Annotated in this window: 13 protein-coding genes; 7 read left to right on the top strand and 6 right to left on the bottom strand. The window is 62.3% G+C overall.

The window, feature by feature from the left end:
* Window positions 1-103: 103 nt before the first annotated feature.
* Window positions 104-1,009: a LysR family transcriptional regulator gene (locus OKC29_RS01295; RefSeq protein ID WP_011705820.1), complete on the bottom strand. Its 906-nt coding sequence runs from the start codon at window positions 1,007-1,009 to the stop codon at window positions 104-106.
* 101 nt (window positions 1,010-1,110) lie between these two features.
* On the opposite strand from OKC29_RS01295, the gene OKC29_RS01290 reads away from it, so the two are divergent.
* The 3 genes from OKC29_RS01290 (at window position 1,111) to OKC29_RS01280 (ending at window position 4,552) form a co-directional block, all read left to right on the top strand.
* Window positions 1,111-1,749 carry an NAD(P)-dependent oxidoreductase gene (locus tag OKC29_RS01290; protein WP_073350037.1) on the top strand — a complete coding sequence of 213 codons (639 nt, stop codon included), beginning with the start codon at window positions 1,111-1,113 and terminating at the stop codon, window positions 1,747-1,749.
* A gap of 460 nt (window positions 1,750-2,209) precedes the next feature.
* Window positions 2,210-3,280 carry an isopenicillin N synthase family dioxygenase gene (locus tag OKC29_RS01285; RefSeq protein ID WP_073350034.1) on the top strand — a complete coding sequence of 357 codons (1,071 nt, stop codon included), beginning with the start codon at window positions 2,210-2,212 and terminating at the stop codon, window positions 3,278-3,280.
* 108 nt (window positions 3,281-3,388) lie between these two features.
* Window positions 3,389-4,552 (top strand): trans-sulfuration enzyme family protein, encoded by a 1,164-nt coding sequence (locus OKC29_RS01280; protein WP_073350032.1) that lies wholly within the window; start codon window positions 3,389-3,391, stop codon window positions 4,550-4,552.
* Between the two features lie 94 nt (window positions 4,553-4,646).
* On the opposite strand, the gene OKC29_RS01275 is transcribed toward OKC29_RS01280, so the two are convergent.
* Both OKC29_RS01275 and asd read right to left on the bottom strand, forming a co-directional pair.
* Window positions 4,647-7,424, bottom strand: coding sequence for a M16 family metallopeptidase (locus OKC29_RS01275; RefSeq protein ID WP_073350030.1), 2,778 nt, complete (start codon window positions 7,422-7,424; stop codon window positions 4,647-4,649).
* A 617-nt stretch (window positions 7,425-8,041) separates the two neighbouring features.
* Window positions 8,042-9,157 carry an aspartate-semialdehyde dehydrogenase gene (asd, locus tag OKC29_RS01270; protein WP_073350028.1) on the bottom strand — a complete coding sequence of 372 codons (1,116 nt, stop codon included), beginning with the start codon at window positions 9,155-9,157 and terminating at the stop codon, window positions 8,042-8,044.
* Window positions 9,158-9,496: 339 nt separating this feature from the next.
* Between asd and sugE the strand changes: the two genes are divergently transcribed.
* From sugE to pflB, 4 genes are all read left to right on the top strand, one after another.
* On the top strand, window positions 9,497-9,811 hold the full coding sequence (gene sugE / locus OKC29_RS01265) for a quaternary ammonium compound efflux SMR transporter SugE (protein WP_011705814.1): 315 nt from the start codon (window positions 9,497-9,499) through the stop codon (window positions 9,809-9,811).
* A 127-nt stretch (window positions 9,812-9,938) separates the two neighbouring features.
* Window positions 9,939-11,699: a 30S ribosomal protein S12 methylthiotransferase accessory factor YcaO gene (gene ycaO, locus OKC29_RS01260; protein WP_073350026.1), complete on the top strand. Its 1,761-nt coding sequence runs from the start codon at window positions 9,939-9,941 to the stop codon at window positions 11,697-11,699.
* 380 nt (window positions 11,700-12,079) lie between these two features.
* A complete protein-coding gene (gene focA, locus OKC29_RS01255) occupies window positions 12,080-12,928 on the top strand; it encodes a formate transporter FocA (RefSeq protein ID WP_011705812.1) in 849 nt (282 codons plus the stop codon).
* Window positions 12,929-12,973: 45 nt separating this feature from the next.
* Window positions 12,974-15,256: a formate C-acetyltransferase gene (gene pflB / locus OKC29_RS01250; protein WP_016350517.1), complete on the top strand. Its 2,283-nt coding sequence runs from the start codon at window positions 12,974-12,976 to the stop codon at window positions 15,254-15,256.
* Between the two features lie 122 nt (window positions 15,257-15,378).
* Here the strand turns inward: pflB and phnX are convergent, their stop codons facing one another.
* Genes phnX through phnW form a run of 3 tightly spaced genes read right to left on the bottom strand, consistent with a single transcriptional unit; the run spans window position 15,379 to window position 18,774 of the window.
* Window positions 15,379-16,218 (bottom strand): phosphonoacetaldehyde hydrolase, encoded by an 840-nt coding sequence (gene phnX, locus OKC29_RS01245; RefSeq protein ID WP_073350023.1) that lies wholly within the window; start codon window positions 16,216-16,218, stop codon window positions 15,379-15,381.
* Window positions 16,211-17,635, bottom strand: coding sequence for an aspartate aminotransferase family protein (locus OKC29_RS01240; protein ID WP_073350021.1), 1,425 nt, complete (start codon window positions 17,633-17,635; stop codon window positions 16,211-16,213). Before OKC29_RS01240 ends, phnX begins: the two co-directional genes overlap by 8 nt.
* Window positions 17,632-18,774, bottom strand: coding sequence for a 2-aminoethylphosphonate--pyruvate transaminase (gene phnW, locus OKC29_RS01235; RefSeq protein ID WP_073350019.1), 1,143 nt, complete (start codon window positions 18,772-18,774; stop codon window positions 17,632-17,634). Before phnW ends, OKC29_RS01240 begins: the two co-directional genes overlap by 4 nt.
* Window positions 18,775-18,835 lie beyond the last annotated feature (61 nt).

Below are 18,835 nucleotides of genomic sequence, written 5' to 3'. Positions count from 1 at the left end.
ATTGCATCGACAGAGGGCAGCCCGCGGGCTGCCCTCTTTGTTTGATCCTTGTTTGCTCTTTGTTTGCTCCGGCCAACCGGAACGGCCTTCTTCCTTGCCCGGGCTACGGACGTGTCGCCGCGGCCCCCACCGGCTCGGCGAAGTGGCTGCGCAGGGCGGCGATCACCCGGCGCACCTTCTCCGGGATCTCCCGCTGCGGGGTGATGGCGTGGATCTCCATGGGCGGCACCCGAAAGCCCGGCAGCAGTTCCAGCAGGCGACCCGAGGCGAGATCGTCGGCGATCTCCCCCTCCGGCTGCAGCGATACTCCCTGCCCCGCCAGGGTGAACTGGCGCAGCGGCAGCACGTTGTTGCAGACCACCCGCGGCTTGGGCTTGACCCTGTGCCCCTGCCCCTTCTCGTCGAAGAAGGTCAGGCCACCGCTCAGCATATCGGCGGCCAGCCAGTCATGATCCAGCAGCGCCTCCGGGCTGCGCGGGGTGCCCTTGCGCGCCAGATAGGCGGGCGAAGCGCACAGCAGCATCCGGGTCTGGCCCAGCTTGCGCGCCACCAGAGTGGAGTCCGAGAGCGTGCCGACCCGCAGCGCCACGTCGATGCGCTCGGCAATGAGATCCCGCTTCTCGTCGTCGGCGATGATCTGGATGCACAAGCCGGGGTGGGCCTGCAGCAGCGGCGAAAGCGCCCGCGCCAGCGGCTGGCCGGCCATCCCCACCGGGGCGGTGATCCGAACTTCACCGAGCAGGCTGTCACGCACCTCCGAGAGGCGCAGCTCGGTCTGGTTGAGGGTCTGTTGCAGGGACTGGCACCCCTGCCACACCACCTCTCCCGCCTCGGTCAGGTTGAGGCGGCGGGTGGAGCGGTGCAGCAGGGTGAGGCCGAGCAGGCTCTCCAGCTGGCTGATATGCTGACTGACGGCGGAGGGTGTCATGCCGAGGGCCTTGGCGGCGCCGGTCATGCTGCCCGCCTCGACCACGGCGGCGAAGATGGCGTAACGCTTTAGCTGTTCCATTATTAAATCCAGCTTATAAGTGAATGCAATTTACAACGGATTATTAAATCACATTCGGGGGCGTAGGATAGCCCCATTCCAACAGTGAAGGAGAATCTCCCATGAAAATTGCCCTGATCGGTGCCAGCGGTTTTGTCGGTACAGCCATCCTCAACGAAGCCGTCAGCCGCGGCCATCACGTCACCGCCATCGTGCGTGACGTGAGCAAGGTCGCCGCTCACCCGCAGGTCACCGCCGTGGCGGTAGATGCCCAGGACAGCCAGGCGCTGGCCAAGGTGCTCAAGGGGCACGATCGGGTGATCAGCGCCTACAACCCGGGCTGGACCGTCCCGGACATCTACGACCAGTACCTCAAGGGGGCCAGCGCCATCGTGGCCGCCGCCGTCGCGGCCAACAGCTGGCTGCTGGTGGTCGGTGGTGCCGGCAGTCTGGAAATTGCCCCAGGCGTACAACTGGTGGATACCCCGGAATTCCCGGCCGAGTGGAAACAGGGGGCCCTGGCCGCCCGCGACGGCCTCACCGCCCTGCGCCGTGAAACCACCCTCGACTGGCGTTTCGTCTCCCCGCCCGTGTTCCTGGAACCCGGCGAGAAGCGCGGTGGCTACCGGCTCGGTGCCGATCAGGTGCTGTTCAGCGGTGAACAACCGGCCGGGATCACGGTCGGCGATCTGGCCGACGGCGTGCTCAACGAAGCGGAAAAACCGGCCCACCTGCGCCAGCGCTTCACCCTGGGTTACTGAGCCTGACCTCGGCACAACACCGGGCAGCAACGTCCGTCACACAAAGGGAGGCATCAGCCTCCCTTTTTGCATCTCTGTATTTGGGTATCTCTGCATTTTGCGCATCTCTGTGCTGCCAACGATGCTCGCCTCTCTATTTGCCCAACTCGCGCTCACATTGCGCTCAAGCCGGCACATGCCGGGTCAGGCCAACATGGGTGCCAAGTGCGCCGCTATATTGCCATTATCGCCGCTCAATCGGCAGCCACCCGGATGAGTGGCGAATTCTATTTCGATTTTTGTATATAACTAAGAATAATTTGTTGTTTCCGTCTTATAACTCCGAACAGTAGCATCTCCCTCAATCCAAATGGCGCCATCCCTGGCAACAGGGTTGCGGCCGGTTCATCGGTCAGGGCGTCGTCGTTTTCATGTCAGGTGTGCGGGTAGCATCCCGCCCCTGGCCAGTGAGGAGGTGCACATGGAACATTCACCACTGCCGATCATCGATCTCGCCGCGCTCGACGGCGCCCCCGAGACCCGTCGCCAGATGCTGGCCACCCTTGGCCGGGCGGCCCGCGAGGTGGGCTTTTTCTATCTGATCGGCCATGGCCTGAGCGAGCAAGAACAGCAGGAAACCCTGGCGCTGGCGGCCCGCTTCTTCGACCTGCCACGGCAGGAGAAGCTGGCGGTACAGATGGTGCACTCCCCCCACTTTCGCGGTTACAACCAGGTGGGGGCCGAGCTCACCCGGGCGCGGCCGGATCTGCGCGAGCAGTTCGACATCATGAACGAAGAGGCCGCCCTCGATGCCGCCAACCTGCAGCATCCCTGGCAACGGCTCGTCGGCCCCAACCAGTGGCCGAGCGCCCTGCCCGAGATGAAATCTCACCTGCTGGCGTGGCAGGAGCGGCTGAGCGCCATCACCCTCACCCTGCTCGCCGCCTTCGCCGAGGTGCTGGAGCAGCCATCCGGGGTGTTTGACGAGAGCATTCGCGGGGCGCCCCATCAGCACATGAAGCTGATCCACTACCCGGGGCAAGCCGCAGGGGGCAGCGGTCAGGGGGTGGGCGCCCACAAGGATCCCGGCTACCTGACCCTGGTGATGCAGGACCATCATTCCGGGCTCGAGGTGGAGACGGCCGACGGCTGGATCTCGGCGCCGCCCCTGCCGGGCGCCCTGGTGGTCAACATCGGCGAGCTGCTGGAGCTGGCCTCCAACGGCTACCTCAAGGCCACCCTGCACCGGGTGCAGAGCCCACCGCCCGGGGTATCGCGCCTCTCCTGCGCCTTCTTCATGGCGGCGCGGCTGGATGCGACCGTGCCGCTGCTCAGCCTCTCCCCCGCACTGGCGGCGCAGGCACAGGGGCCCGAGAGCGACCCGACCAACCCGCTCTTTTATCAGGTGGGGGAGAACGTACTCAAAGGGAGGCTACGCTCCCACCCGGATGTGGCGGCCCGCCACTATGGCGTCGCCCCGGCGTCGGCCAATTCGCAGACCAGCAGCGAGCAGACGGCAAAGCGCGAACGGCGCGAGCCACAACTCGCCTGACGCTGCCATACCTAATAGATGGGGACGCCGCGGCGCCCCCCCCTTCAAACGACACAAGCAGATGACACAAGCAGTTGGGCCACAGCCTGGCAATGACGGAGCAATACAATGAAATTCAAAACCATGAGCGTGCACAGCGGCCAGCGGATCGATCCCCAGACCGGCGCCCTCACCACCCCGCTCTACCAGAGCAGCACCTTCAGCTACTTCAACGCCCAGGCGGGCAAGGAGCGCTTCGCCGGTCAGGCTCCCGGCTTTATCTACAGCCGCTTTGGCAACCCCACCACCGCCGAGCTGGAGCAAAAGCTGGCGGCGCTGGAAGGGGCCGACGAAGCGCTGGTGGTGGCGAGCGGCATGGCGGCGGTGAGCGCCATCATGTATGCCCTGGCCGACAGCGGCGATGAAGTGGCCTATATCGGCCCGCTCTACGGCGGCACCGATGCGTTTCTCAAGCAGACCTTCAGCCGCGCCGGCATCAAGGTCACCGCCTACGAGAGCGATCAGGATCTGCTGGCCAATATCCGCCCCGCCACCAAGGTGGTACTGTTCGAAACCCTGACCAACCCCACCCTCAAGGTGGTGGATCCGCGGGTGGTGGTGGAAGCGGCCCGCAAGGTGGGCGCCATCACCGTGTGTGACAACACCTTCCTCACCCCCTATCTGCTGCGTCCCCTCGAGCTTGGCATCGACATCGTCATGCACAGCGGCACCAAGTACCTCGGCGGCCACGGCGACATCATCGCCGGGGTGGTGGCGGGCTCTCACGCGCTGATGACGTCGATTCGCACCGTGGCCCTCAAGCACATCGGCTCCCCCATCGGCCCGCAGGAGGCCTACCTGCTGCAGCGCGGGGTCAAGACCCTGCCCCTGCGCATGGATGCCCACCTGCACAATGCCCAGAAGGTGGCCGACTTCCTGGCCGCCCACCCGGCGGTGAAGAAGGTGATCTACCCGGGCCTTGCCAGCCATCCGGGCCACGATGCCCTCGGCGCCTTCGCCAGCGGCTTTGGCGGCATGGTGAGTATTGAACTTGAAGGCGGGTTTGCCCGTTGTGCCACCCTGCTCGACAAACTGCAGTTGTTCGTGCAGGCGGTGAGCCTCGGCGATCTCGAGAGCCTCGCCTGCCATCCGGCCAGCACCACCCACGCCGCCATGGACGAGGCGAGCCGCCTCGCCGCCGGGGTCAATGACGACCTCATTCGATTCAGCATCGGGGTGGAAGACGCCGACGATCTGATTGCCGATCTGGCCGCCGCCCTGGCCCTGCTCTGACCGTTCACCTTTTTGAGCGCAAAAAAACAGCCCGCCCCCTGCCAGGGGGCGGGCTGTTTTGCTTGCGGCCGTTGCCCAATAGGGGCAAACCCGCTTAAGGCGTGGCAGAGAAGCGCTGCACCGGCCAGCCCAACGCGGCCAGCTCGGGAGCCAGCGTCTTGGCATCTCCCACCACCAGGATCACCATGTCGTCGGGATCGAGCCAGCGGCGGGCCAGCTCACGCAGGGTAAAGGGAGAGAGCCGGCTCACCTGCTGCACCCGCTGCTCCACATAATCCTCTGGCCACCCCTTGAGCAAGATGGGCAGCATGTACTCCATCTCATTTGGCAGCGTTTCGTAATCGAGCGCCTGACCATTGAGCACCCGATCCCGCAGGGTGCGCACCTCCAGCCTGGTCGGCCCCAGCCGCTGATACTTGTCGAGTTCCTGCAGGATCTGCCGCAGGGCCGCCCCGGTCACGCTGCTGCGCACGCTGCTTTGCAGCATGAAGTGGCCAGCATCGGCGTTGCCGTCGAAGGCGGCGTCGATAAAGTAGGTGTAACCCAACTCCTCGCGCAGCCGGATGTGCAGCCGCTCGGCGAGGGACACATTCATCAGCCGGGTCAGGTAGTGCTCGCCGAAGGCATCTTCCGCCATGGCGCGCCGCCCCACCCGGATCTGGCTGAGCGCCGCCCCGGGATTGTCCAGCAGATAGATGGCCCGTTTGGCCTGCTGACCGCGCCAATCCAGAGAGTGCAGGGCCGCTGGCTGACCTGCTGGCTCGACCAGAAACCCGAGGGCCTTCATCACCCGCTCCTGAGCCAGATCTCCGCTCACCACCACCTGGGCTTCCCCGCTGCGATAGACCGACTGATAAAAATTGCGCACATCGTCGAGCGTCAGCGCGCGCACACTGGCCAGCAGATCCGGCCGCTTGTTCCCCTCGAGCAGGGCGCCGAACTGCCAGTCCGCCTGCCACTCGGGATCGCGAGCAAGCTGCTGCAGCCACTGGCTGTAATCAAATCGGCTGCGCTCAAAATCGGCCAGGCGCATGGCGGGCTGCTGCACCAATTCCCGCACCAGGGCCAGCGTCTCGTCAAAATGGGAGGTGAGCCCCTGGATCTCGATGTAGCTGCGCCCCTCCCCATGATTGAAGCGAATATTGGCCCCCAGCTGACGCGCCCGCTCCTCGATGCTGGCCGCCTGCAGCTGCTCGCTGCCAAGGGAGAGCATGGCATCGGCCAGGGTGGCGACCCCCCCCTTACCCTCCGGCTCGGCACGCTCACCGCCCGGCCAGTTGATGCTCATGGCAAAGGCCGGCACCTCATCGCTGTAGTGACCGAGTAGGGAGATCCGCTCACCCAGCTTGGCCTGCCACAGTGTCGGCATGGGTACCGGCAAGGCGCCACCGCTGGCCGGCTCCTGGCGTCGGTCCAGGGCCTCTTTGATGACATGAGGAGTCAGGGGCGGGGTCGGCCGGGCCAGCGGCAAGGGGGGCGGCTCGACAAAGTTGGGGCTGCCCGCCTGCCATTCAGGGTGCTCGGCCGGCACCACGCTCAGCACCACCCTGGGCTTGTTCAGCACATAGCGCGTCAATACCCGTTGCAGATCGGCCGGCGTCACCCGGGCGATGCGCTTGAGGTTGCGGTACTGAAAGTTGGGGTCATCAAACAGGGTGTGGCCGGTGGCCAGCTGCTCCACCTTGCCAGCCACGCTGTCCAGCGGCCAGATCCGCTGAGCCCGCTGGGCATTGACCGAGTGGGCCAGTTGCTCGCGGGAGACACCCTCGCTGGCGAGCTGGCCGACGATCCGATCGATCTCCGCCTTGATGGGACCCAGCTCACCCCCTTTGGCCAGATTGGGCACCGCCTCAATCACCAGCATGCAGGCCAGCACGCCGCACTCCTGCCTGGCTGTCACCGAGACCAGCCGGCCGCTTTGCTGCAGTTGTCGCTGCAACAGGCCGCTGGCGGAGCCCCCCAGCTGATCCGCCAGCAGATCGAGGGCCTCGAAGTCGGGCTCGCGGGCGGAGACGGTCGGATAGGCCAGCACCAGCATGGGCTCGCTGACCCGATCGACCAGAGTGCGATAACGGCTCTTCTTCAGCGTCACCGGGCGCACTACCGGCCGAGTCTGGGCCGGTGATGGAGGCAGGGCGGCAAAATAGCGCTCGACCCAAGCCAGGGTCTGGGCCGGCTGAATATCGCCACCGATCACCAGGGTGGCGTTATTGGGCCCATACCAGCGCAGGAAGAACTGGCGCACGTCCTCCAGGGTGAGGCGATCCAGGTCAGCCACCCGACCAAACGGCGTATTGAAATAGGGATGATTGGGAGGGTAGAGAGTGCGGTTGAGCACCTCCGGCACCCGGCCATACGGAGCTGCATCTACCAGGGTGGCACGCTCGTTCTTGGCAATATCGCGCTTGGCCTCCAATTTCTGCTGGAAGAGGGTATCGAGCAGAAACCCCATGCGATCCGCTTCCAGCCAGAGCACCTTCTCCAGCTGATTGGCTGGCAGCGTCTGGTAATAGCGGGTCTGATCCCGGGAGGTCAAGCCGTTGATGTTGCGCCCGCCCACCTGTTGCAGCAACCGGATATATCCCTCCTCCCCCACGTGGGCCGAGCCCTGAAACATCATATGTTCGAACAGATGGGCCAGCCCGGACTGGCCGGGGGCCTCTTCCGGCAGCCCAACCCGATAGTGGACCGCCACGTGTACCAGGGGATCGGAGTGATCCTGGGTCAGGATCACCGTCAGGCCATTGTCGAGCCGATATTGCTGATAGGGGACGATCAGCGGATCGGCCACTTTTTTCTGCTCCTTGACCAGCACCGGGCCGGCCAAGGCCAAGACACTGAAGAAATAGAGCAAACTCCACACGACTCTCATGTTATTTCCCAATTTTCAAACCTGAACATTATTATTGGCGGTCGCTGCGCGTCGTTCATATCCAGCGCGCAACAACGGAAAAATGGCGACAGCACTCTGCAGGCGCCTCGCATTATTGATGACATGAATAATATTTTTGCCGGCAGCAAAGTCTGCCCCGAGCCAGTCAATGCAGCTGCCAAAGGCTGGCAGCCTGCACCCCGGCCGTGGTCGTCAGTGTAATCAATCAAGCCCCGCAGGGATATCAGCAACAGACGTGCTTTTGTAACAAGGTATATATCTGGTCCATCCGTCAGCGCCCTTGAATAGCCTGAACGGCACTATTTAACCGTGTTAACTTAACCGTGTTAACCGTGCCGGTTAACAGTGCCGGAAAATATCGTCGGCATGGCGTTGCGCCCACTGATGGGAAATAAGTCTGCCGTTATTGAGTCACGCAAAAATAAGCCCGGCGGTTAGTCAATATTGATTCCATTAATAACAAGCTGATGGCAGGCGCCTTGCCGGCGCCACTCGCCAGCCCACCCTTTTGGCACTCTCTGCCGGCCGGCCAAGGTGGCAAAGGCGCAAAAAAAACAGGGGGCCGCGGCCCCCTGTTCATGCTGGGTGCAACCGGATCAACCGCGATCCAGCAGGATGTTGAGCATGCGGCGCAGCGGCTCGGCGGCGCCCCACAGCAGCTGGTCACCCACGGTGAAGGCGGCCAGGTACTCCGGCCCCATGTTGAGCTTGCGCAGACGACCGACCGGGATGCTGAGGGTGCCGGTGACGGCAGCCGGGGTCAGCTCGCGGGCGGTGATGTCGCGATCGTTGGGGATCACCTTGACCCAGTCGTTGTGGGCAGCCAGCAGGGCTTCGATTTCGGCCAGCGGCACGTCTTTTTTCAGCTTGATGGTGAAGGCCTGGCTGTGGCAGCGCAGGGCGCCGATGCGCACGCACAGACCATCCACCGGAATGGCGGCGTGTTCGATACCCAGGATCTTGTTGGTCTCGGCCTGGCCCTTCCACTCTTCGCGGCTCTGGCCATTGTCGAGCTTGGTGTCGATCCAGGGAATGAGGCCACCGGCCAGCGGCACGCCGAAATTGTCCACCGGCAGGGTGCCGGAGCGGGTCTTCTCGGTGATCTTGCGCTCGATGTCGAGGATGGCGGAGGCAGGATCGGCCAGCTCCACCGCCACTTCATCGCGCAGCATGCCCATCTGGGTGACCAGCTCACGCATGTGGCGCGCACCGCCACCGGAGGCGGCCTGATAGGTGGCCACGCTCACCCACTCCACCAGATCGGCCTTGAACAGGCCACCCAGGGCCAGCAGCATCAGACTGACGGTGCAGTTGCCGCCGACGAAGGTCTTGATGCCATTGTTCAGGGCATGTTCGATGACATCGCCGTTGACCGGATCCAGGATGATGACCGCGTCCTTCTCCATGCGCAGGGAGGAGGCGGCATCAATCCAGTAGCCCTGCCAGCCGGCGGCTTTCAGACGCGGATAGACATCCTTGGTGTAGTCGCCGCCCTGGGCGGTGATGATGACGTCCTGTGCGGCCAGCACCTCGATGTCGAAGGCATCCTGCAGGGTGCCGGCATCGACGCCGAAATTGGGGGCGGCCTCACCGGCCTGGGAGGTGGTGAAGAAGGTGGGCTGAATGCGGGAAAAATCCTTCTCTTCCTGCATCCGGCTCATCAACACCGAACCCACCATGCCACGCCAACCGACCAAACCTACTTTTTTCATAATGTCCTACCCTGGATAGCTGCTTATAGAAACCGAGTGTGATACCCGTGATCCCTTGTCCGGCGCGGGCCGTTTACAAGCGGTTCACAAAATATGGGTTGCGAAAAATGCGTCTGTCCACATTACGGATTGTGACGGCGGGCGCAAGTCGAATTGCGCAATATTCTGTGCCGTTCGCTGCAATATCCGTCAGCTTGGCCGACCTGCGGCCAGCCGGTTGGCATCCCGCTACAACTTGGGGCATCATTGAGACCGACCGGCAGCCCCGCTGCCCCTCGGGGACGACCTCGAGGCCTCCTGATACGCAGGGACGACCCTGCTTCCTGCGGAATCTGCCTTATGTCCTGGTTGCTCCTGCTGTTGGCCGGCCTGTTCGAGGTCGCCTGGGCCATCGGCCTCAAATACACCGACGGTTTCAGCCGTCCCCTGCCCACCCTGCTGACCCTGATCGCCATGGGGGTGAGCGTGCTGCTGCTCGCCATGGCGGTCAAACAGTTGCCCCTTGGCACCGCCTACGCGGTCTGGACCGGCATCGGCGCGGTCGGCACCGTGCTGATGGGGATCTGGCTGTTCAACGAACCGGCCACCCTCGCCCGGGTGCTCTGCCTGCTGCTGATCATCGGCGGGATCCTGGGTCTGAAATTCATCGGCTGAGCCGTGACCGACCTCGGCTGAATGGAGAGCAAAACGGGGCATGGGTCCCGTTTTTTGCCTGCCAAACGCGCCGACCCCTGCTATTATCTGCGGCCAAACATGAGCCAATAAAAATCAGGATATCGTGATGACCGACCACACTTTTATTCCCGGCAAGGACGCGGCGCTGGAAGACTCCATCGAACGCTTCCAGACCAAGCTGCAAGCCCTGGGGTTTGATATCGAAGAGGCCTCCTGGCTCAACCCCGTGCCCAACGTCTGGTCCGTGCACATCCGGGACAAGGAGTGCTCCCTCTGTTTCACCAACGGCAAGGGTGCCAGCAAGAAGGCGGCGCTCGCCTCCGCTCTGGGTGAATATTTCGAGCGCCTCTCCACCAACTACTTCTTCGCCGACTTCTATCTGGGCGAGCAGGTAGCGAACGGCGACTTCGTGCACTACCCGAACGAAAAGTGGTTCCCCATCGAGGGAGATCAGCTGCCCGCCGGTCTGCTCGACAGCTTCACCCGCAAGTTCTACAACCCGGACGGGGAAGTGACCGCCGACATGTTGGTGGATCTGCAATCCGGCAACGAAGAGCGCGGCATCGTCGCCCTGCCCTTCGAGCGCCAGTCTGATCACCAGACCGTCTACATCCCGATGAACATCATCGGCAACCTGTATGTCTCCAACGGCATGAGCGCCGGCAACACCCGCACCGAAGCCCGCACCCAGGGGCTGTCGGAGGTGTTCGAGCGCCACGTGAAGAACAAGATCATCGCCGAGGCCCTCAGCCTGCCGCTGATCCCGAATGAGGTGATCGCCCGTTACCCCGGCATCAAGGCCTCCATCGATGCGCTGGAAGCCGAAGGCTTCCCCATTTACAGCTTCGACGCGTCGCTCGGCGGTCGCTACCCGGTCATCTGCGTGGTGCTGCTCAACCCGAGCAACGGCACCTGCTTTGCCTCCTTCGGCGCCCACCCGCGCTTCGAAGTGGCGTTCGAGCGCACCGTCACCGAGCTGCTGCAGGGCCGCAGCCTCAAGGATCTGGACGTGTTCGTGCCGCCCTCGTTCGACAACGAGCAGGTGGCGGATCACCACAACCTGGAGACTCACTTCATCGACTCTTCCGGCCTCATCAGCTGGGATCTGTTCAAGCAGGATGCGGACTTCGAGTTTGCCGACTGGGACTTCCGCGGCACCTCGCAAGAGGAGTTCGACCACCTGATCGGCATCTTCCACGAGCTGGAGCAGCCGGTCTACATCGCCGACTACGAGCACCTGGGTGTCTACGCCTGCCGCATCCTGGTGCCCGGCATGTCCGACATCTATCCGGCCGAAGACCTGCTGCTGGCCAACAACACCATGGGTGCCCACCTGCGAGAAACCATCCTGGCGCTGCCGGCGCTGGAGTGGGACGCGGAGCAGTACATGGCACTGTTCGACCAGCTGGATGAAGAGGGTCACGACGAGCGCACCCGGGTGCGCGAGCTGCTCGGCATCGCCGCCGCCAAGGGCACCGCCCTGCACACCCTGCGGGTGGGCGAGCTCAAGGCCATGCTGGCACTGGCCGCCGGCGAGCTCGACACGGCGCTCGATCTCATCGACTGGACCATGGAGTTCAACCAGTCGGTGTTCCCGGCCGATCGCGCCAACTACTACCGCGCCCTGCGCGCCTGCGTCGAGCTGTTTCTGGATGAGGATCGCGACCCCGAGCAGTACCGCGCCGTATTCACCCGCATGTATGGCGAGCAGACGCTGGCACAGGCCTGGGCCCACGCCAGTGGCGAAGCGCGCTTCCACGGGTTGGCAGCTGCCGACCTGTCCCTCAGCCAGTTCCCGCTGCATCAGAAGCTGCTGGCAGCCTATGAGAAGCTGCAGAAGGCCAAACGAGCCCACTCATGGGGCTGATGTGGTAGTATGTGAAGGGGCCTTGATGGCCCCTTTTGCTTTATGGTCGCCAGAGAGGCGGTTTGTTATTCAAAGATGAAATAAAAAACAAAAAATACCTCTTAGGGGGTTGCCAAGCCGGGGCAGAGAATGCTGGGGAGATGCAAAGATGCCTTGCCAGTACCATTTTTAGGCAATGAAAAATAAATTGTTTAAAATCATTGCATTAAAAAATCAGCATTTATGTTTCAGCTGAAACCTGGTGTAAAGCAACGCTGCCGGAGGACTCAAATTTTTGTAGTAAAATTACATTCACAATCTGCAATTCTTGATCGGAGTCAATTTTGACGATCTGGCCCTTTGTTATGATTTCCACAGGCAAAACATCAGGTACATGAGAATTGAAAGCAGAATCTCCCTTTGATTGTCTCAAGCCAGAAGCCATCGCTGCACTGGCAGAAGATATCACCTATGCCAAGGCCACCAAGCCTGCATACAAGGTCATCCCCCTGGCCATCACCGCAGGCGCTTTCATCGCCATTGCTTTCGTCTTCTTCATCACGGTGACTACCGGTGCCGGCAATGTGGCCTGGGGCCTTAGCAAGCTGGTCGGCGGTCTCTGTTTCGCACTGGGTCTGATCCTCTGCGTACTGCTCGGTGCCGAGCTGTTCACCTCCACCACTCTGACCCTGGTGGCCAAGGCGGCCAACCGCATCACCTGGGCCCAGCTGTTCAAGAACTGGGGACTGGTCTACTTCGGCAACCTCATCGGCGGTCTCATCATCGTCGGCCTCATCATCATGTCAGCCGAATACATGGCGGCAGATGGTCAGTGGGGTCTGAACGCCCTCAAGGTGGCCCAGCACAAGATCCACCATACCTTCTTCGAGGCCCTTGCCCTCGGTATCCTCTGCAACCTCATGGTGTGTCTCGCCGTGTGGATGGCGTTCGGCGCCCGCAGTGCAACCGACAAGGTGATGGTCATGCTGCTCCCCGTCGCCATGTTCGTGGCCTCCGGTTTTGAGCACAGCATCGCAAACATGTTTATGATCCCGGTCGGTATCGCTATCCATGCGGTAGCAGGCCCGGAATTTTGGCAGGCCATCGGCCAGGACCCGGCGACCTTTGCCGACCTGACCGTATCCAACTTCGTCCTACACAACCTCATTCCCGTCACCATAGGTAATATCATTGGTGGTGGCGTCATGGTTGGTCTGACTTACTGGTTTATCTTCCGTCGTCATCATTAAGGATGATTGCGGGATACTACATCAATACCGTGTGAGGTAATGAAAATGGCAGAACTTAACGAACAGTTCCAAAAAGCATGGGAAGGCTTCGCGGCCGGTGAATGGCAGACCTCTGTCAACACCCGTGACTTCATCCAGAAGAACTACACCCCGTATGAAGGTGACGAGTCCTTCCTGGCTGGCGCGACCGAAGCTACCACCAAGCTGTGGGACAAGGTCATGGAAGGCATCAAGATCGAGAACCGCACCCACGCGCCGGTCGATTTTGATACCGACCTGCCCTCCACCATTACCGCTCACGATGCCGGCTATATCGATCAGAGCCTGGAGCAAATCGTTGGTCTGCAGACCGACAAGCCGCTCAAGCGCGCCATCATCGCCAACGGCGGTATCAAGATGGTCAAGACCTCTTGCGAAGTGTACGGTCGTCAGCTGGACCCGATGGTCGAGAAGATCTTCACCGAGTACCGCAAGACTCACAACCAGGGCGTGTTTGACGTTTACACCAAAGACATCCTGAACTGCCGCAAGTCCGGCGTCATCACCGGTCTGCCGGATGCCTACGGCCGTGGCCGTATCATCGGTGACTACCGTCGTGTTGCCCTGTACGGTATCGACTTCCTGATGGCCGACAAACTGGCCCAGTTCAAGTCCCTGCAGGCTGACCTGGAAAACGGTGTCAACCTGGAAGCCACCATCCGTCTGCGCGAAGAGATCTCCGAGCAGCATCGTGCCCTGGCACAGATGAAGGTGATGGCTGCCAAGTACGGTTGCGATATCTCCGTACCGGCCAAGAACGCCAAAGAAGCCGTCCAGTGGACCTACTTCGCCTACCTGGCGGCTGTCAAGTCCCAGAACGGTGCCGCCATGTCCTTCGGTCGTACTTCCAGCTTCCTGGACGTGTACATCGAGCGTGACCTGAAGAAAGGCCTGATCACCGAGCAAGAAGCCCAGGAGCTGATGGACCACATGGTCATGAAGCTGCGTATGGTTCGCTTCCTGCGTACCCCTGAATACGATTCACTGTTCTCCGGCGACCCGATGTGGGCTACCGAGACCCTGGCTGGTATGGGCGTTGATGGCCGTACCCTGGTCACCAAGAACAGCTTCCGTATGCTGAACACCCTGTACACCATGGGCCCGTCCCCTGAGCCGAACCTGACCATCCTGTGGTCCGAGAAGCTGCCGGTCGGTTTCAAGAAGTACTGCGCCAAGGTATCCATCGAGACCTCTTCTGTTCAGTACGAGAACGACGACCTGATGCGTCCGGACTTCAACAACGATGACTACGCCATCGCTTGCTGTGTGTCCCCAATGATCGTCGGCAAACAGATGCAGTTCTTCGGTGCCCGTGCCAACCTGGCCAAGACCATGCTGTATGCAATCAACGGCGGTATGGACGAGAAGCTCAAGATCCAGGTCGGTCCGAAGACCGAAATGGTCAAGTCCGAGTACCTCGACTACAACGACGTGATGGATCGTCTGGATCACTTCATGGACTGGCTGGCCAAGCAATACGTTGCCGCGCTGAACATCATCCACTACATGCACGACAAGTACAGCTACGAAGCCTCTCTGATGGCGCTGCACGACCGTGACGTATATCGCACCATGGCGTGTGGTATCGCAGGTCTGTCCGTAGCCGCTGACTCCCTGTCTGCCATCAAGTTTGCCAAGGTCAAGCCGGTTCGTGACGAAGATGGCGTTGCCATCGACTTCGAAATCGAAGGCGAGTACCCGCAGTTCGGTAACAACGACGCTCGCGTCGATGACATCGCCTGCGACCTGGTTGAGCGCTTCATGAAGAAAATTCAGAAGCTGAACACATACCGTGGTGCTGTTGCTACCCAGTCCGTGCTGACCATCACCTCCAACGTGGTGTACGGCAAGAAGACCGGTAACACCCCGGATGGTCGTCGCGCTGGTGCGCCGTTCGGCCCGGGTGCCAACCCGATGCACGGTCGTGACCAGAAGGGTGCCGTTGCTTCCCTGACTTCCGTTGCCAAGCTGCCGTTCGCTTACGCCAAAGATGGTATCTCCTATACCTTCTCCATCGTGCCGAACGCGCTGGGTAAAGACATGGAAGCCCAGAAAGCCAACCTGGCCGGTCTGATGGATGGTTACTTCCACCATGAGTCCAACCTGGAAGGCGGTCAGCACCTGAACGTCAACGTGATGAACCGTGAAATGCTGCTGGACGCCATGGAAAACCCGGAAAAATATCCGCAGTTGACCATCCGTGTATCCGGTTATGCCGTTCGCTTCAACTCTTTGACCAAAGAGCAACAGCAAGACGTCATCACCCGTACCTTCACCGCTTCTCTGTAATAGAGTCTCGGTGAACAAAAACCGGCGCCAAGGCGCCGGTTTTTTTATGCCTGATAGTCAGGGAGCATCGGCCTGAAAACCTGCCGGCAAGGCCGGCCCTCCCCTCCTCTCACCCGCCTTGTTCAGGGCCGCTCTCCTGCCGCCAGACGGCGGTTGATGTCGGCGATAACCGGGGCGATGTCGGCCAGAGTGTCGATCACATAGTGCGCCCCCGCAGCCCGCAGTTTGGCCTCGGCCGGTGCGCGCCGGGCGGCGATCTCCGCCTCGCTCATGGCGGCAAACGCTTCCCAGGTGGCACCGAACTCGTTGCCGGAAACTGACAGCCCCACCGTCCACATACCGGCGTTCAACCCTTCGCTGATACCCGGCACGGCGTCATCCACCTTGATGCAGCGATGCACGGCGCTCACTCCCAGCTCAATCACGTTGGCCAGCGCCATCCAGGGGCCAGGGCGACCACCGGCGTTGAGGTCGTCGGTGGCGACCCAGTGATCCGGCCGATAGCCGTGATCGACCGCCGCAGGTACCAGCGCCTCCATCACCGGACGGGGGTAACCGGAGCAGGAGCCGATACGCAGCCCTTGTGCGCGCAGAGCATCCAGCACCGGCAGCACCCCGGGGATGGGTGTGGCGAAGCGGGTCACGGCAGCAATCTGCAGCGGCATGAAGGTGTGATAGAGGTGGTCCACCTCGGCGTGGCTCATTGAGTGGCCAAAGCGGGCCTGCCAGCGCGCATCCACCGAGGGCAGACGGCCCAGCGCGGCGATATGATCCCACTTGCCCAGCCCCATGGGCTGGCGCGCTTCATCCAGGGTCACAGCAAAGTCATAGGCGCGGGCGAAGGCCTCGACGAAGATGGAAGTGGGGGCGAAGGAGCCGAAATCGACGACGGTACCGGCCCAGTCGAGGATCAGCGCCTCTACGTCGGTGGCCGGTTCGATGGCAATTTGCAAGTCAGTCATGGTGGTGTTCCTGTATCGGTGAAAGCGCGATCTCGCCAAGGGCGCGATCGAGAATGGTGATGGCACGCACCAGATCGGCACGGGCGATATTGAGCGGTGGCGAGAGCTGGATGACATTGCCCTGGGAGACCTTGAAGCTGAGCCCCAGTTCCAGACAGCGGTAGAGCAGGCGCTCGGCAGCCTGGCTATTGCGGGTGCGACTCTGGTGATCGACCACCAGATCGAGCGCCCAGAGCAAACCGATGCCGCGCACCTGCCCGATCAGCGGGTGACGCTCGGCAAGCGCCGCGAGCTCGCGCGCCATAAAGCGGCCATCCTCCTGCGCTTTTGCCAACAATCCAGCTTCGCGGATTGTCTCTATAGTGGCGAGAGCCGCCGCGCAGCCGATGGGGCTCTTCTCGTGGGTGTAGTGACCGAGCGAAATAGCTGCGGCCTGATTGAAACGGTCGCGGGTGATGAGCGCGGCAAACGGCACCACCCCGCCCCCCAACCCCTTGCCCAGACAGATGATATCGGGCTCGATGCCGAACTCCTCGAAGCTGAACCAGTGGCCGGTGCGGCCCAGGGCATTGGGGATCTCGTCGACGATCAACAGCACCTTGTGGCGATCGCAGATCTCCCGTACCCGCTGCCAGTAAGCCTTCGAGGGCACCTGCACATCGGTGTTGCGGATGGGCTCGGCGATAAAGGCGCCTATTCCACCCTCCTTCTCGATGACGTACTCCAGATAATCGGCATAGTGCAGGTCATCCCCCTCCCCGCGATACCAGACGCCGCGATAACGGGTGGGGGGAGGAATGCGTTCCACTCCGGCCATCAGCGGGCCCATGCCGGCGCGAAAACAGGTTTCGCCGCCGACCGAGATGGCATCGAGGGAGGCGCCGTGAAACGCATCCCACAGGGATACCACCTTGCTGTTGCCGGTGATGAAACGGGCAAGCTTCAGGGCAATCCCCACCACCTCGCTGCCGCCGGGGGCAAACAGCACCCGGTTGAGATCGCCGGGGGCCAGCTCGGCCAGGGTGCGGGCGCAGTCGATGGCAACCTGATGGGTGTAGCGGCGGGGCGCAAACGGCAGATCGGCGAGTTGCTGCTGCACCGCGGCCACCACCCTGGGATGACCGTGGCCCAGCTGATGAACGCTGTTGCCGTGAAAATCGAGATACCGTTTGCCCGATACGCTGGTCAGCCAGCACCCCTGCGCGCGCGCAAGCAGATCGAGACAGGGGGTGGAGAGCGCCTGATGGAGAAAGTAGCGGCTATCCTCCGCCAATCCCGCCTGCACCGCCTCGCTCTGGCCCGCCCACCAGCGCGCCCGACCCTCGCCGAGGTTGATATCCCCTTCGCTGTCGGCGCGGCCGCTGCCGTGCAGCTTATGGTCGTGCTGATCGCAACCGTGAGGCGCTTGGCTCGTCATCGCGCATCCCCTTCCCAGTAGCAGGCGCTGGCCATGGCGGCGAGCAAGCAGCGCACCCGCTCAGGGGTCACGTCACCGATATTGCCAATGCGGAAGCAGTCGGCCTGCGAGACCTTGCCCGGATAGATGACAAAGCCCTGCGCCTTGAGCCGCTGGTAGAAGTCGGCGAAGCGGTAATCAGGATGGGTCGGAGAGTAGAAGGCGGTAATGATGGGGGATTGCCACTGCTCGGGCAGCAACGGCGCAAAGCCAAGGGCGCCCATGCCATCCACCAGCGTGCGCTGATTGTCGCGGTAACGCCGATAGCGGGCAGCAATGCCCCCCTCTTCGTCCAGCTCGCGCAGCGCCTGGGCAAAGGCGAGCACGGTATGGGTGGGCGAGGTAAAGCGCCACTTGCCCCCCTGCTGCTCCATGGTCTGCCACTGGGCATGCAGGTCGAGGGAGACCGAGCGGGCGCGACCGGCACAGGCCGCCAGTGCGGCGCGGCGAGCGATGACGAAGCCAAAGCCCGGTACCCCCTGAATGCACTTGTTGGCGGAGCTGATGAGAAACTCGATGCCAAGGCGCCCCATGTCGATGGGGATACCGCCAAAGCTGCTCATGGCATCGACGATCAGGCGAATGCCGCGGCGCTGGCAGAGCGCAGCCACCTCCTCCAGCGGGTTGAGCATGCCGGTGGTGGTCTCGCAGTGCACCATGGCCAGATGGGTGATCTCGGGGTGGCGCGCCAGCATCGCCTCGATGGTGGCGGGTTCGGGGCGGGTGGTCTCGCCGCAGTCGATCTCATGGTGGCGCAGGCCAAGGCAGCGGGCCATCTCCCCCATGCGGGCACCGTAGGCGCCGTTGTTGATGATCAGCAGACACTCATCGACACCAATCGCCGAGCCCAACACGCTCTCCACCACATAGCTGCCGCTCCCCTGCAGCAGCACGGCGCTGTAGTCACTTTGATATTCCGGGCCAGCGGCGAGGCGCACCAGCTCGCGGCGGATGGGCTCGACCACGCCCAGGTTATAGTCCGCATCCCAGGTGCAGCTGTCTTGCAGCATGGCGATGCGCACCGTCGCGGTGGTCGAGAGGGGGCCTGGGGTCAGCAGCAGGTAATCGACGGCGGCAGGGGCCGCAGGAATATGGGTCATGACTTCGCTCCTTTTGGTATATACCAGAATGAACGCATTGTGGGTAACTGCCCCGCCAAGG

Source organism: Aeromonas sp. QDB34 (genome assembly GCF_027705405.1).
Lineage (GTDB): Bacteria > Pseudomonadota > Gammaproteobacteria > Enterobacterales > Aeromonadaceae > Aeromonas > Aeromonas hydrophila.
The sequence above is the reverse complement of the archived record's forward strand: the minus strand, read 5'-3'. Positions and strand labels throughout refer to the sequence as shown.